A 15,499-nucleotide genomic window follows, 5' to 3' on the forward strand; every position below is an offset into this window, starting at 1 on the left:
AAACCGCAGACTCATATCTGCGATTTATTATTTAATGAAGTTAATAATATTATTTATTAATAAAATCTTCGCCTAATTTAATATCTTTATTGAGTGTCTCTAACATATTTTCCAATTTATTTTTTTCAAATTTATTCATAATATTAATAGGTAATCTTTCTTCAATCCCATTTTTACCTAAACGTATTGGCTTAGCAAAAAAACGAGCATATGCACCATCACTTTCCACATATGCACACTCGATTATATTTTCTTTACCATTTAAAGCATCAATTAATGATAAACCAAAACGTGCAGCGGCTTGGCCCATAGAAAGTGTCGCTGATCCGCCACCAGCTTTTGCTTCAACAACTTCAGTGCCGGCATTTTGAATACGCTTGGTTAGCTCCTCAGCTTCCTGCTCGGTAAAGCTAACATTGGCAATTTGAGAGAGTAGCGGTAGGATCGTTACGCCAGAATGACCACCAATAACCTTCACTTCGATTTCTTGAGGCTTTTTACCTTTTAATTCAGCAACAAAAGTATTAGAACGAATAATATCTAAGGTTGTTACCCCAAATAATCGATTTCTATCATACACGCCGGCCTTTTTTAATACTTCTGCTGCTATCGGAACAGTAGTATTAACAGGATTAGTAATAATAACAATTAACGCCTTAGGACAGCTCTGAGCAACTTTTTCAATCAGATTACGAACGATACCGGCATTGATATTAAACAAATCTGAGCGCTCCATACCTGGTTTCCTGGCAACACCTGCCGAAATTAATACTACATCAGCACCGTCAAGTGCGGGTGTCGGATCTTCACCAGCAAAACCAATTACCTTTACATCTGTTGGAATATGGCTTAAATCTTTAGCAACACCAGGGGTCACAGGAGCAATATCATAAAGAGAAAGCTCTGAGCCTGATGGAAGCTGGTTTTTAAGAAGAAGTGCAAGTGCTTGGCCGATACCACCTGCTGCTCCAAGAATAGCTAATTTCATGCTGATACTCCTTTATATGATGACACTTCAAAATGGCTTAAAAACTTTCAACCTATTACATACGTTATTCATAACACAGTCTATTAATTACGATTAATTCTTGTTAATAAATAAATCTTGTAAATTTTTTCTTTCATTTTAAATAAAATTCTTATCTACTAATGCGATAAGGGGCACTTTTTTAATATTGCTTAGGTAGCAGCATAATTTAGAGACACGACTGCCATTTTTTACAAATAACATTATTTTTTAAACAATAATTTATCGCTAATTTCCACAAAGTAGGCAAATAACTGACTAATAATTTTTATTATTGCTATTTTTATTATTTTCATAGCACCAGGCTAGAACTGCTTGTTGCATAAAAATTCACCTTTATACATAATACCGCTCTACTTAACGTCTTGAAAAAGGTGATTTATGTATGTTTCGTCTAAACAAGAAGATCTAGTGAAAGCTTTTAAAGCTTTGCTCAAGAAAGAAAAATTTAGCTCCCAAAGTGAGATCGTTATAGCACTTCAAGAGCAAGGCTTTGAAAATATAAACCAGTCAACAATTTCTAGAATGCTGACAAAGTTTGGTACGGTGCGTAACCGTAATGCTAAAATGGAAATGGTTTATTGCCTACCTGCTGAACTGGTTGTTCCCACAACAACTAGCCCGCTAAAAAATTTGGGATTAGATGTTAACTACAATCAATCAATTGTGGTTATTCGTACTAGTCCTGGCGCTGCACAGCTCATTGCTAGTTTATTAGATTCGTTAGGAACTTCAGAAGGAATTTTAGGTAGTATCGCCGGCGATACTACCATTTTTTCTACCCCAACTTTGGGATTTTCCACCGAACAACTTTATGAAGCCATCTTGAATTTGTTTGAACAAGAGTTGTAAAAGCCAAAGTTATCGCGCTGATCAGCGCGATAATATGAAATGAATCGTTCTCTTGATCAGTAAAAATAATCCAACTATTAATTTTGGCCTAATTTGGCTAAACTGCACGCACACAAGGAACACGATTTCTTACAAAATCTCTATAAAATTAGACTCAGTACCTTGGTCATGAAAACATTAGACGAATTTATCGTTGAAAAACAACATGATTTTCCTCATGATACGGGTGAACTTACCGCATTATTATCAGCAATTAAATTAGGTGCAAAAATCATTCACCGCGATATTAATAAAGCCGGTTTGGTGGATATTTTAGGCGCAAGTGTGGTGCCTCTAATATTCAAGGCGAAGTTCAAATGAAACTTGACCTATAAGCTAATGAAAAATTAAAAGCCGCTTTGAAAGAGCTAGGAGAGGTTGCTGGCATTGCTTCCGAAGAAGAAGACGAAATCGTAATTTTCGCTGGTGATCGGGCAGAAAATGCCAAATATGTTGTGCTAATGGATCCATTAGATGGTTCATCAAATATCGATGTAAATGTTTCCGTTGGAACTATTTTCTCTATTTACCGCCGTATTACACCAATTGGCCAATCGGTTACTAAAGCAGATTTTTTACAACCGGGCCATCAACAAGTCGCGGCCGGCTACGTTGTCTATGGTTCTTCAACCATGCTGGTTTACACAACCGGTTATGGTGTGCATGCCTTTACCTATGATCCTTCTCTGGGCGTCTTCTTTTTATCTCACGAAAAAGTGATGTTTCCACGGCTTTGTTGAATAAATCAGAATTAGCCGCCAGGATGGCTCCCTCTGCTACAGCTGTTATCCGATCCTGACGCTGTGTGGCATACCCAACAACGTCATACGGTTCAGCGCTTTGACCATCGCCATTGCTTCACCTACCTGAGCCTCATAGTCACGCAGGCTCAGATGGCCACCCAGCAAAGTTTTTATGCGGAACATCGCTGTTTCTGCCACTGAACGCCGGTGATAACCCACTTTCTTTTTCCACATATCATTACTCCTGCTCAGACGCTGATTCGCCACCGCATGGTTACGTTCATGGTACTTGTCCGGCCAGTATTTCGCTCCGCTTCGCGGCGGGATAAGGGGCCTGATTTTCTTTCTTAGCAACGCATCGTGGCAGTAACAGGCGTCATAAGCACCGTCTGCTGACACTTCCCTGATTTTCCGGTGGTTTTGGTTAATCAGGCCCGGCAGTGCCTGCGCATCTGTCGTTCCGCTGAGCGATAAGTCGGCACAGATAATCTCATGAGTCACACTGTCTGCTGCCAGATGAAGCTTGCGCCACACTCTTCGTCTGTCAGCCCCATGCTGCCTGACTTTCCATTCACCTTCGCCAAAGACCTTCAGACCGGTACTGTCGATGACCAGATGCGAGATTTCACCACGCGTTGGCGTTTTTATGCTGATGTTGACGCTCTTTGCTCGTCTGCTGACCAGCGAGTAGTCCGGACAGCACAGCGGCAAAGACATGAGTTTAAAAATCGAATCAACGAAGCCCTGTAATGCCCGGAGCGACAGGTTAAACACACGCTTCATCATCAGGACAGTGGTAACAGCCATATCGCTGTAGTAAAGCGGCCGGCCACGACCTTCAGGCGAAGAACTGTCAGTCCATCCAGCGATGGCCGACTCATCAAGCCAGACCGTCAGGGAACCACGTTGTCTGAGTGCCTTGTTGTACGCGGGCCAGTTGGTAATTTTAAACTTTTGCTTTGCCATGGGGACCTGATGTTGAAACGAATTTAGCGATCAGCTCCGCCAATCACCTAAAAGTTCGATTTATTCAACAAAGCCGACCCGCCGTGTAATTGGCGTAGCAGAAAGGCCGCCGCTAAGAGAAACCATTCCATTAAGTTTTCAGCATCTGTTTGCTATGTTTGGGGCGACAGTATTAGTCCCCATTTTATTTCACATCAATCCTGCAACCGTTCTATTGTTTAATGGTATTGGTACACTACTCTATTTGATTATTTGTCGAGGACGTATTCCTGCTTATCTGGGCTCAAGTTTTGCTTTTATTTCACCAGTGTTATTGTTATTACCGCTAGGTTATGAGTTAGCATTGGGTGGATTTATTATTTGTGGGCTACTTTTTTGTTTTGTTTAGTCCCACTGATTGTAAAAATAGCAGGTAGAAATTGGATCAATATTATTTTCCCCCTGCGGCAATGGGCGCGATTGTTGCGGTTATTGGTCTGGAATGAGCGCAAACGGCGGCTGGCATGGCAGGGCTTTTACCTAAAGCGGATATTCCAGTTGGTTCAAGCAGTTTGATTATTTCAGTGGTGACGTTGATCGTGAACATTCTATGTTCGGTAGTTTTTCGTGGCTTTTTAGCGATTATTCCTATTTTGCTTGGTGTGATTGTCGGCTATTTACTTGCATTTTTAATGGGAAAAGTGGATTTAACTCCAGTTATTACCGATCCATGGTTTTCATTACCAACATTTTATTCTCCACGATTTGAGTGGTTTGCTATTTTGACTGCAGCGCTAGTTGTTATTGCGGAACATGTAGGTCATTTGGTTGTGACTGCGAATATTGTTGGGCGGGATTTATTAAAATATCCTGGTTTACACCGTTCAATGTTTGCTAATGGTTTATCAACTACCATTTCAGGATTTTTTGGTTCAACACCGAATACCACCTATGGTGAAAATATCGGTGTGATGGTGATAACTAAAGTATATAGCACCTGGGTAATTGGTGGTGCGGCAATTCAGCTTATTCCTGTTCCTGTGATGGGGGCGTTTCGCTATTACTTTATGGTGTTATAGCGGCATCAGGTATCCGAGTGTTAATTGATTCTCGGGTAGATTATAATAAACCACAAAATCTAATATTGACTTCCGTTATTCTGATTATTGGGGTAAGTGGTGCGACTATCCATATTGGTGCTGCTGAGTTGAAGGGGATGGCGCTTGCTACCATTATCGGTATTATTATGTCGTTAGTTTTTCGCCTGATGAATATTATTCGTCCGGAAAAAACTTATATAACTACTAAGCTTTGAGTCGGTAGAGACGATTAAAAAATAGCTAATTTTTACTGGAATAATAGGTAAATTATTAGTTCCATCGGATGATATTGTTTAAGTTCATCTAATTACAACTTTTGTGTTAAGCTGTATGTGTTTTCTTATCTATACAGAAAGAGGTGCTTCTGAATACGCCGTCGCAGCTTTCATTAGCTTTATCCACGCCTGATGATGAAACCTTTGCCAGTTTTATTACTGGCGAAAATGGTATTTTATTAACGGCTATCAAATCTGCTATCAATCAATCCCATAGCAGCTATATTTATTTTTGGTCTCAGCAAGAAGGTAGTGGAAAAAGTCATTTATTACACGCTGCATGTAGTGAATTGTCACAAAAAGGCGAGGCAGTTGGTTATGTTCCTCTGGATAAACGTAGCTATTTTGTCCCTGATGTTTTAGACGGTATGGAACATTTAGCTCTGGTTTGCATTGATAATGCTCATTGTATTGCCGATGATGAAGAGTGGGAAATAGCACTTTTTAATTTATATAATCGTATCTTGGAAAACGGCAAAAGCTGTTTATTGATAACCGGTGATAGGCCGCCTAGGTTGATTGATTTAGCATTACCTGATTTAGCATCCAGACTTGATTGGGGACAGATCTATAGACTTCATTCACTGAGTGATGAAGATAAGATCCAGGCACTGCAATTACGCGCTAAATTACGCGGTTTCGAGTTATCTGAAGAGGTTAGTCGTTTTGTTTTAAAGCGTTTGGATAGGAAAACCCGCACATTATTTACTATGTTAGATGAGTTAGATCATGCTTCGATTGTTGCTCAACGTAAACTGACTATTCCCTTTGTTAAGGATATTCTTAAACTTTAATTTAAGAGGTAAACTTATTTTACCTCTTAAAGATACACGGTTATTTAAATAGCTTTTTTACTTGTTCTGGTGGACGTCCTAGCTGAGCATGGTTATCAACGACAACGATAGGTCGCTCAATCAATATATTGGGTTATCATGCATTGCTTGCAGTAAGATATCATCTGATAACGAGCTGTCAGATAAATTAAGTGTTTGATAAATTGTTTCGTTGCTTCTCATTAATTGACGCGGTTCAGTGAAACCCAGTTGTGAAAGTAAAGTTTTCAAGTTATTAATACTTGGTGGTGTTTTAAGATATTCAATAATGCGTGGTTTAACCCCCATATCTTCTAAAAGCTGTAGGGTTTGTCGACTTTTTGAACACCGAGGGTTATGGTAAATCGTCACTTGTTGAGACATAAGGTAATATCCTTAGCGTTTTTGTAATTGTTTATCACGTGTTTGTAACTGGCGTAGTGTATCAATACGGGCATCATATCTTGCTTGATCATAACTACCGGTTTTTGTTAGCCGACTGGCATCGGTAAGATATTGAATGGCAGTACCATAATTACTACGCAAAGCCATAGCTTCTGCATAATCTGCTAACTGTTCACTACGCTTACCTTGCTTAGCTGAAACTTCTGCCAACAAAGTCCAACCATTTAAGTCATTGGGGTTATCGAAGGTGTATTTACGCAATAATTGACTGCCTTGATCATACTGATTATTAGCAATATAGGCATTTGCCAGATTAATTTGTAGAATTGGGTCATTTGGTGTTTTGGTTAGTGCATTTTGTAAACGAGAAATAGCCTTTAGTGGCTGATTTAACCCTATATCTATATCGGTCATTAGATCAATAAACCAGGGATTAGCAGGTTGCTTAGCCAAAAGTAAGCGCACAATGTTGCTAGCAGCCTGATATTTTTTATCTTCATTAAATTGTAGCGCGTGACCATAATCAGCCGCCATTCTTTCTTTAGTATCACCTTGGCTATACTGAGATAAAATTTGTTCAAGGTTCGGTTTTTGCCCGTCTGTATACATGGCAAGAATGCGTACCCGAGCTAGCATAAAATCCAATGATGGTGGGAGATCCACTTTCGGATATTGATTTGAACGATTTAGTGCATCCGCTAAACGACTATCTGGTAATGGATGGGTTAATAGCATCTCAGGTGGTTTTGACATATACCGGCTCTGATCGGCTAAAATTTGCATAAAATCAGACATGGCGCGCGGATCGAATCCGGCGCGACGTAAAGTCTGTATACCAATTCGGTCAGCTTCTTGTTCGTTAGATTGAGTAAAGCTTATTATACCTTGTTGCACACCGGCTAATGTTCCTGTCAGTGCCGCAATACCTGCTTGTGGATTAGCCATCACTAACAGTGCTGAACCAATGGCGCCTATCCAGGCCAATGGTGCGTTCCGTTCACGATCTTCTAGCATACGGGCAAGATGTCTTTGTGTTACATGAGAAATTTCATGGGTGATCACTGAGGCCAGCTGACTTTCATTTTGGCTATAACGAAACAGGGCAGAATGGAGAACGACGTTGCCACCAAAATAAGCGTAAGCATTAATATTAGGATTATTTATCAGGTAAAAATGGAACGGAGTTTTTACTGAGTGGGCATTTTTTACTAAGCGCATGCCAATATGATTAATATATTGGTTTAACATGGGATCGTAAATAAGTGGTGTGCTAGCACGTAATTGGCTAGTTAGTGCGTCACCAATGACGATCTCTTGATTAATAGTTAGTGTACCACCTGCTGTGGTACCAATATCGGGCAAATTATCTTCAATAGCGGTATAAACAGGCTTCATAGTAACTGCTAACATTATTGTTATTACAATAGTAATGAGTGGTTTAGTAAATTTTGTATTCATAAACCGGAAGTATCCCTTACGATTGATTATATTGTTAAATGATATTTTTTATGATAGCAAAGCTTACTGGATAATCTGTCAATTGGTATAATTTCGTGGATTAAAAGACTAATTTACCACATTCAGGAGTGAATATATGCTGGAGATGTTTTTGCAATGGTATCGTCGAAGATTTTCAGATCCTCAGGTCGTTGCATTGTTTATCAGCCTGATTATCGGTTTTTGTATCATATTCTTTTTTCATGATATTTTAGCTCCTTTATTAGTTGCTATTGTGTTGGCTTATTTACTTGAATGGCCAACCCAACAACTGGGTAATTTAGGCTTATCAAGGCTGATGGCGTCGTCCATTGTACTGACAATATTTATGGGTATTAGTGCCATGGTTTTTTTAATTATTGTGCCCATTGTCTGGCAGCAAGGCATGAATTTATTATTTGATTTACCTTCAATGGTAAATAGCTTTAATGAATATGCCAAAGCATTGACTGAACGCTATCCCGCTTTAGTTGATGCCGGTATTATTGATATGATAGCGGATAATTTACGCGGTCGTTTATCGACTTTAGGTGACTCTGTGGTTAAGTATTCTGTTGCTTCGTTTATTGGTATTATTACCATAGCAATATATCTGGTTTTAGTACCGCTAATGGTATTTTTTCTACTGAAAGATAAGACTAAAATAATACGTGGTTTACAACGTATTTTACCACGTGATCGGTTATTGGTAGGACAAGTTTGGCAGGAAATGAACCAACAGATCACTAACTATATCCGTGGTAAAGTTATTGAAATGGTTATTGTTGGTATCTGTACTTATATCGCCTTTGTTTTTTTAGGTTTGCGCTACTCGCTATTTTTGTCAGTACTAGTCGGTATTTCTGTCTTGATCCCCTATATTGGTGCGGTGGTGGTTACCATCCCAGTAGTTTTAGTTGCTTTGTTTCAATGGGGTATTGGACCTGACTTTTGGACTTTACTAATCGCTTATTTAATTGTTCAAGGGCTTGATGGCAATTTATTGGTGCCCATTTTATTCTCTGAAGCGGTTAATTTGCATCCGTTAGTTATTATTTTATCTGTCGTAGTATTTGGTGGGCTTTGGGGTTTTTGGGGGGTATTTTTTGCCATTCCATTGGCAACTTTAATTAAAGCCGTTATGCATGTGTGGCCGGAAGATAATCTCGTAACTGAAAAATAATTTTTTAATTGTTAATTGCCACCAAAACAGGCAGGGGCAATTAACAATCGATTTTAATCACGGATGAGTATTAAGATAATTCAGTACAATTTGGTGATGATCACTAGTTTTAAATTTGTCAAACACATGTTCAATATCACCTTTTGCATTAATCAGAAAACTGATGCGATGAATGCCATTAAACGTTTTTCCCATAAATTGTTTTGCTCCCCATACACCGAATTTTTCCGCTACCTCATGCTTATGATCCGATAGTAATGTAAAATTTAGCATCTCTTTTTCAGTGAAACGTAATAACTTTTCTGCTTTATCAGTACTTATACCAAAAACTTCAACACCCATTTGTTTTAATTTATCCATTTCGTCACGTAATCCACAAGCTTGTATTGTACAGCCAGGAGTCATTGCTTTAGGATAAAAATAAATCAAAATTCGTTGACCAAGATAATCAGATAAATTGATTATTTCGCCATCTTGGTCAGGAAGGCTAAATTGGGGGGCCTTATCACCGGCTTTCAATGGGCTCATTAGATTCTCTCCGTTTAATTCTATATGTTATTGCGATTTGCTGATAATGCTAATTGTACATTGGACATTTAATTTTGTGCACAATTGTTTAAATCTATTTTTGTTAATTCACTCATTATCACCAATAAAACTTTGGGCATTCATATCAATTTCAAGTTGTTGATCATATTTGTTTGTTGCTGGTTGTATTTTTGCAACCAGTTTGGATAGGTTGAAGTTGGCTTTGTTGAATAAATCGAACTTTTAGGTGATTGGCGGAGCTGATCGCTAAATTCGTTTCAACATCAGGTCCCCATGGCAAAGCAAAAGTTTAAAATTACCAACTGGCCCGCGTACAACAAGGCACTCAGACAACGCGGTTCCCTGACGGTCTGGCTTGATGAGTCGGCCATCGCTGGATGGACTGACAGTTCTTCGCCTGAAGGTCGTGGCCGGCCGCTTTACTACAGCGATATGGCTGTTACCACTGTCCTGATGATGAAGCGTGTGTTTAACCTGTCGCTCCGGGCATTACAGGGCTTCGTTGATTCGATTTTTAAACTCATGTCTTTGCCGCTGTGCTGTCCGGACTACTCGCTGGTCAGCAGACGAGCAAAGAGCGTCAACATCAGCATAAAAACGCCAACGCGTGGTGAAATCTCGCATCTGGTCATCGACAGTACCGGTCTGAAGGTCTTTGGCGAAGGTGAATGGAAAGTCAGGCAGCATGGGGCTGACAGACGAAGAGTGTGGCGCAAGCTTCATCTGGCAGCAGACAGTGTGACTCATGAGATTATCTGTGCCGACTTATCGCTCAGCGGAACGACAGATGCGCAGGCACTGCCGGGCCTGATTAACCAAACCCACCGGAAAATCACGGAAGTGTCAGCAGACGGTGCTTATGACGCCTGTTACTGCCACGATGCGTTGCTAAGAAAGAAAATCAGGCCCCTTATCCCGCCGCGAAGCGGAGCGAAATACTGGCCGGATAAGTACCATGAACGTAACCATGCGGTGGCGAATCAGCGTCTGAGCAGGAGTAATGATATGTGGAAAAAGAAAGTGGGTTATCACCGGCGTTCAGTGGCAGAAACAGCGATGTTCCGCATAAAAACTTTGCTGGGTGGCCATCTGAGCCTGCGTGACTATGAGGCTCAGGTAGGTGAAGCAATGGCGATGGTCAAAGCGCTGAACCGTATGACGTTGTTGGGTATGCCACACAGCGTCAGGATCGGATAACAGCTGTAGCAGAGGGAGCCATCCTGGCGGCTAATTCTGATTTATTCAACAAAGCCGTTGAAGTTATGAGTGATAAATAAACAAGTAAATTGTTCAACTATAGCGGGAGCGACATTAACAATAACATTGGCAATTATTATTGAAAAATATTCTTTATAAACGCCAGAAGTGGTTTTTTGCATAATAGATAATAATTTTAATTCAGTATCATGCTTAAGCAACATTGCTGCTATCAAAGAAATTGATTGCCTGCTATCTGATAACATCGTAATAAAGAAGAATTGTTTGCCAAATATAGCAATAAAGCTATCTTCAATATTACATTGACATTTGTTGACCAGTTGGATAACGGTATTACTCTTACCGGGATGATCTGCAACAAGTACAATAATAATGATTGATTGTTGTTCACTATGTGGCCAGTCGTTTTCCTTATGAATTTATGATTTCTGAATATCTTATGGTAACCATAAAAAAAAGCTTCTGCCAAGATAAAAAAACAAATATATCAGTATAATAAGTTTACATACTGAGTAGTGATAAAATGATATTTGATGGAATGAAATATTCACATTTTTGCTAATTTTATAATTTTAAAAGATTTATTTGCTGATAAAATAATAAATTGAACGAGAAAAATAAACTGGAAATATGATGATAATCATTATGTATTTTTCTTAAAACAGAGTGGTTATTAATAAATTTCATTAAATTTTGGGTATAAGAAGGTTTTTTTCTTTAGACTGAAAAAGTACCATAATGTTAATGTCTCATTTAGGAAAAAGGTTATGGTTAATAATTCTATTAAATATCGGAATTTTTTGCGTGGCAGTCTTGCTGCGATTGTTACCCCAATGGATATAAAAGGGCAAATAGATAAACCCAGTCTGAAAAAACTGATTGATTATCATGTTAATAATGGCACAACTGCGATTGTATCTGTTGGTACAACTGGAGAAACAGCAACACTTGATCATAGTGAGCACTTGGATGTGGTATTGACGACATTAGAGTATGCTGATGGCAGAATTCCGATTATTGCAGGCAGTGGCGCAAATGCTACAAAACAAGCTATTGCATTAACTAAATCTTTGGAAAAAACCGGGGTTGTTGCCTGTTTGGCGGTAACACCATACTATAACAAACCTTCACAAGAAGGACTTTATCAGCATTTTAAAGCGATTGCCAAACAGACAGATTTACCACAAATCTTATACAATGTTCCTTCGCGCACCGGTTGTGATTTATTGCCCGAGACAGTTGCCAGATTAGCAAAGTTAGGTAATATTGTTGCCCTTAAGGAAGCTAGTGGTGATTTAAGTCGTGTGAATCGCATTCGCAGATTAATTAATGATGAAAATTTTATTTTGCTTAGCGGTGATGATGCAACTGCGTTAGAATTTATGCAATTAGGTGGGCAGGGGGTAATTTCAGTAACAGCCAATATTGCCGCCAAATTAATGGCTGAAATATGCAAATTAGCATTATCAGAAAAGTATGCCGAAGCGCATAAGTTAAATTATCGACTAAGTGAATTGCATCATCAATTATTTATTGAGCCTAATCCGATTCCAGTTAAATGGGCTTGCTATCAGTTAGGACTTATTAATTCTGATAAATTGCGCTTACCGATGACACCATTAACACTGACCGGTCAGATAGCGGTACAAAAGGCGCTAAAGATCGCTGATTTACAAAAAATTTAGGGAAAGTTAATGGCAACAATATTGCACAAATCAAAGGCTATTAAGCTTGCAGGGCTGTCACTCGCTATATTTTTGGTAGCCTGCACGAGCAATCAACGTTATAAGCGTCAAGTCAGTGGTGACGAATCATATTTAAATACACTTCCGTTAAAAAATTTGACGATTCCTCAAGGTATATCGTTACCGTTACAAAACGGTGAATATGATATTCCGCCAGCTAATCAAAATGGTGCTGTAGGTAAAGCATTAGATATTCGTCCTCCTATTCAAGCACTTTCGTTACTTAGTGATACCCATACCGAAAATAGCCTAACCGCGAGTCGTTTATTTTTAACTAATACAGCTGAAAACAGCGCCCTTTGGTCGCAAATTAACGCTATTTTGCAACAAAAAATGATTAAAGTGAGGCAAAAAAATGATCCTGACCACTCCTTGATTACCGATTGGATTACCTGGCCGCGAGTAGATGAAGATATTGCGATACAAACCAGACAGAAAATTCAGCTGAACCCACAAAATAATCAAATAGTCATCATGGTAACTAATGAAGGTATAAAGCAGGGTGAAGATAGCATCACCGATCAGGCAGAAATACAGCGCTATAATATTTTAATGTTAAATGAGTTGATTGATTCAATAAATAAGCTGCGTAGTACCGCAACCAGTTCTGGTGCCCAAGATTGTTATGCCATTATTGATGTGCAAACGGGTAGTGATAGCAGTGGCTTACCTCAAATAATTGTACGTGCGCCTTATGATGTTGTTTGGGATAGATTACCCTCTGTGCTTGAAAGCATTGGTATACAAGTTGGTGACCGTAGTCGTTCTACCGGATCAATTACCCTCACTTTTAATGGTATGAGTGATAGTGATTGGCAAGCGATTGGCGTCGATAATCCAACCATGACAAAAGGGGATTATAAATTACAAGTTGGCGATATGAATAATCGTAGTAGTCTACAATTTATGGCGGTAAAAGGGACAACCTTAACACAAAAACAAAATGATGAAATGGTCTCGGCATTAAAAGCGGCGTTTAGTAAAGTGAGTAGTAATTAGTTAATAAAACTAGGTTTATTACAATTAGCTATAACATTGCTTATATAAATGATGGATGGTTGGTAGTGATTTATTCACTATGGATCATCTGTTTTTTTGTTTTACTCGGTCAGTTTTTAGGCTAATTAAAATGTTTCCAGTAAAGTAATTTAATTAACATAAATAACCGCTAATCTGTTATTCTCCTTTTCCTAACAAAGTAAACGTTTGCGTCTTGCGTTAACGCCATATTTAAGCGTTTTTTTATTAAAATGATCAAATTTCGGAGTAAATAAAATGCAAAAAAAAGCTGAGTTGTATCGTGGAAAAGAGAAAACCGTATATTTTACGGATGATCCTAATTTATTAGTATTAGAATTCCGCAATGATACATCGGCACTAGATGGTGAGCGTATAGAGCAGTTTGAACGTAAAGGAATGATAAATAATAAATTTAATTATTTCATTATGCAACAACTGGAGCAAACCGGCATTCCAACCCAAATGGAACGATTACTGTCAGATACTGAATCATTAGTAAAAAAATTAACCATGATCCCGGTTGAATGGGTTATTCGTAATCGAGCAGCTGGTTCTTTAGTTAAACGGCTTGGTATCGAAGAGGGTAGGTTGCTTGAGCCACCTATCTTTGATTTGTTTTTGAAAAATGATACGCAGCATGATCCAATGATTAATGAATCTTACTGGCTTTGTTGAATAAATCAGAATTAGCCGCCAGGATGGCTCCCTCTGCTACACCTGTTATCCGATCCTGACGCTGTGTGGCATACCCAACAACGTCATACGGTTCAGCGCTTTGACCATCGCCATTGCTTCACCTACCTGAGCCTCATAGTCACGCAGGCTCAGATGGCCACCCAGCAAAGTTTTTATGCGGAACATCGCTGTTTCTGCCACTGAACGCCGGTGATAACCCACTTTCTTTTTCCACATATCATTACTCCTGCTCAGACGCTGATTCGCCACCGCATGGTTACGTTCATGGTACTTATCCGGCCAGTATTTCGCTCCGCTTCGCAGCGGGATAAGGGGCCTGATTTTCTTTCTTAGCAACGCATCGTGGCAGTAACAGGCGTCATAAGCACCGTCTGCTGACACTTCCCTGATTTTCCGGTGGGTTTGGTTAATCAGGCCCGGCAGTGCCTGCGCATCTGTCGTTCCGCTGAGCGATAAGTCGGCACAGATAATCTCATGAGTCACACTGTCTGCTGCCAGATGAAGCTTGCGCCACACTCTTCGTCTGTCAGCCCCATGCTGCCTAACTTTCCATTCACCTTCGCCAAAGACCTTCAGACCGGTACTGTCGATGACCAGATGCGAGATTTCACCACGCGTTGGCGTTTTTATGCTGATGTTGACGCTCTTTGCTCGTCGGCTGACCAGCGAGTAGTCCGGACAGCACAGCGGCAAAGACATGAGTTTAAAAATCGAATCAACGAAGCCCTGTAATGCCCGTAGCGACAGGTTAAACACACGCTTCATCATCAGGACAGTGGTAACAGCCATATCGCTGTAGTAAAGCGGCCGGCCACGACCTTCAGGCGAAGAACTGTCAGTCCATCCAGCGATGGCCGACTCATCAAGCCAGACCGTCAGGGAACCGCGTTGTCTGAGTGCCTTGTTGTACGCGGGCCAGTTGGTAATTTTAAACTTTTGCTTTGCCATGGGGACCTGATGTTGAAACGAATTTAGCGATCAGCTCCGCCAATCACCTAAAAGTTCGATTTATTCAACAAAGCCCAACAAAGTATGAGTCGTACTGACGCGAATAAACTTTCGGTTAAGCTTGAATTGCAAGCTGACTGTTTTGCTGGTGTATGGGGCAATAAAATGGATGAGCAAGGTCTGCTAGAAGAAGGCGATTTACAACAAGCATTAGCGGCGGCCCAGGCAATCGGTGATGATCGTTTACAGCAACAAAGCCAAGGACGTATTGTACCCGATAGTTTTACCCATGGTACCTCTGAGCAGCGTTATACTTGGTTTAAAAAAGCTATGATAGCGGTGATTTTAAAAGTTGTAATACTTTTGGCGCACTATAGCGCGATAAAAGTTGCCTCGAGTTTGCATAATTTTAACGGCTAATAGGCTCTATTATTTATTTTGATCAGTCATGATTTATTGATAGGAT

Annotated in this window: 13 protein-coding genes and 5 pseudogenes; 10 read left to right on the forward strand and 8 right to left on the reverse strand. The window is 39.7% G+C overall.

From position 1 onward, the window contains the following. Positions 1-49 precede the first annotated feature (49 nt). Positions 50-988: a malate dehydrogenase gene (mdh, locus tag E3U36_RS05350; RefSeq protein WP_180817348.1), complete on the reverse strand. Its 939-nt coding sequence runs from the start codon at positions 986-988 to the stop codon at positions 50-52. Positions 989-1,408: 420 nt separating this feature from the next. On the opposite strand from mdh, the gene argR reads away from it, so the two are divergent. Both argR and E3U36_RS05360 read left to right on the forward strand, forming a co-directional pair. Next, a complete protein-coding gene (gene argR / locus E3U36_RS05355; RefSeq protein WP_180817349.1) occupies positions 1,409-1,879 on the forward strand; it encodes a transcriptional regulator ArgR in 471 nt (156 codons plus the stop codon). 168 nt (positions 1,880-2,047) lie between these two features. Further along, positions 2,048-2,646 (forward strand): annotated as a pseudogene (locus E3U36_RS05360) (class 1 fructose-bisphosphatase); the annotation flags it as partial. A 57-nt stretch (positions 2,647-2,703) separates the two neighbouring features. Here E3U36_RS05360 and E3U36_RS05365 read toward each other — a convergent pair. Then, a complete protein-coding gene (locus tag E3U36_RS05365; RefSeq protein WP_180817350.1) occupies positions 2,704-3,627 on the reverse strand; it encodes an IS5 family transposase in 924 nt (307 codons plus the stop codon). A gap of 58 nt (positions 3,628-3,685) precedes the next feature. On the opposite strand from E3U36_RS05365, the pseudogene uraA reads away from it, so the two are divergent. Further along, a pseudogene (uraA, locus tag E3U36_RS05370) lies at positions 3,686-4,921 on the forward strand (uracil permease). A gap of 131 nt (positions 4,922-5,052) precedes the next feature. Beyond that, a complete protein-coding gene (gene hda / locus E3U36_RS05375) occupies positions 5,053-5,775 on the forward strand; it encodes a DnaA inactivator Hda (RefSeq protein WP_180817549.1) in 723 nt (240 codons plus the stop codon). A gap of 40 nt (positions 5,776-5,815) precedes the next feature. Here the strand turns inward: hda and arsC are convergent. Both arsC and bepA read right to left on the reverse strand, forming a co-directional pair. Continuing rightward, positions 5,816-6,177: pseudogene (gene arsC / locus E3U36_RS05380) on the reverse strand (arsenate reductase (glutaredoxin)). A gap of 12 nt (positions 6,178-6,189) precedes the next feature. Further along, the gene (gene bepA, locus E3U36_RS05385) at positions 6,190-7,656 is read right to left on the reverse strand and encodes a beta-barrel assembly-enhancing protease (protein ID WP_180817351.1); all 1,467 of its coding nucleotides are present in this window, start codon (positions 7,654-7,656) and stop codon (positions 6,190-6,192) included. 136 nt (positions 7,657-7,792) lie between these two features. On the opposite strand from bepA, the gene E3U36_RS05390 reads away from it, so the two are divergent. Continuing rightward, complete coding sequence (locus tag E3U36_RS05390) at positions 7,793-8,857, forward strand: AI-2E family transporter (protein WP_180817352.1); 1,065 nt, start codon at positions 7,793-7,795, stop codon at positions 8,855-8,857. A gap of 57 nt (positions 8,858-8,914) precedes the next feature. Here E3U36_RS05390 and bcp read toward each other — a convergent pair whose 3' ends face one another. Together bcp and E3U36_RS05400 are read right to left on the reverse strand one after the other, a co-directional pair. Continuing rightward, entirely contained in the window at positions 8,915-9,385 is a 471-nt protein-coding gene (gene bcp, locus E3U36_RS05395) for a thioredoxin-dependent thiol peroxidase (RefSeq protein ID WP_180817353.1), read from the reverse strand. 163 nt (positions 9,386-9,548) lie between these two features. Beyond that, positions 9,549-9,686: a hypothetical protein gene (locus tag E3U36_RS05400; protein ID WP_180817354.1), complete on the reverse strand. Its 138-nt coding sequence runs from the start codon at positions 9,684-9,686 to the stop codon at positions 9,549-9,551. Here E3U36_RS05400 and E3U36_RS05405 point away from each other — a divergent pair. Then, positions 9,680-10,603, forward strand: a complete 924-nt coding sequence (locus E3U36_RS05405; protein ID WP_180817355.1) for an IS5 family transposase — start codon at positions 9,680-9,682, stop codon at positions 10,601-10,603. The two genes, E3U36_RS05400 and E3U36_RS05405, sit on opposite strands and share 7 nt — an antisense overlap. 41 nt (positions 10,604-10,644) lie before the next feature. Here the strand turns inward: E3U36_RS05405 and E3U36_RS13540 are convergent, their stop codons facing one another. Further along, entirely contained in the window at positions 10,645-11,043 is a 399-nt protein-coding gene (locus E3U36_RS13540; protein ID WP_180817550.1) for an ACT domain-containing protein, read from the reverse strand. A 348-nt stretch (positions 11,044-11,391) separates the two neighbouring features. On the opposite strand from E3U36_RS13540, the gene dapA reads away from it, so the two are divergent. The 3 genes and pseudogenes from dapA to E3U36_RS05425 form a co-directional block, all read left to right on the forward strand. Next, positions 11,392-12,309 (forward strand): 4-hydroxy-tetrahydrodipicolinate synthase, encoded by a 918-nt coding sequence (gene dapA / locus E3U36_RS05415; protein WP_180817356.1) that lies wholly within the window; start codon positions 11,392-11,394, stop codon positions 12,307-12,309. 9 nt (positions 12,310-12,318) lie between these two features. Continuing rightward, complete coding sequence (gene bamC / locus E3U36_RS05420; protein WP_180817357.1) at positions 12,319-13,368, forward strand: outer membrane protein assembly factor BamC; 1,050 nt, start codon at positions 12,319-12,321, stop codon at positions 13,366-13,368. A 276-nt stretch (positions 13,369-13,644) separates the two neighbouring features. Further along, a pseudogene (locus tag E3U36_RS05425) lies at positions 13,645-14,052 on the forward strand (phosphoribosylaminoimidazolesuccinocarboxamide synthase); the annotation flags it as partial. A gap of 57 nt (positions 14,053-14,109) precedes the next feature. Here the strand turns inward: E3U36_RS05425 and E3U36_RS05430 are convergent. Beyond that, a complete protein-coding gene (locus tag E3U36_RS05430; protein WP_180817358.1) occupies positions 14,110-15,033 on the reverse strand; it encodes an IS5 family transposase in 924 nt (307 codons plus the stop codon). Positions 15,034-15,135: 102 nt separating this feature from the next. Here E3U36_RS05430 and E3U36_RS05435 point away from each other — a divergent pair. Then, a pseudogene (locus E3U36_RS05435) lies at positions 15,136-15,410 on the forward strand (neutral zinc metallopeptidase); the annotation flags it as partial. Positions 15,411-15,499 lie beyond the last annotated feature (89 nt).

The organism is Arsenophonus endosymbiont of Aphis craccivora (assembly GCF_013460135.1).
GTDB lineage: Bacteria > Pseudomonadota > Gammaproteobacteria > Enterobacterales > Enterobacteriaceae > Arsenophonus > Arsenophonus nilaparvatae.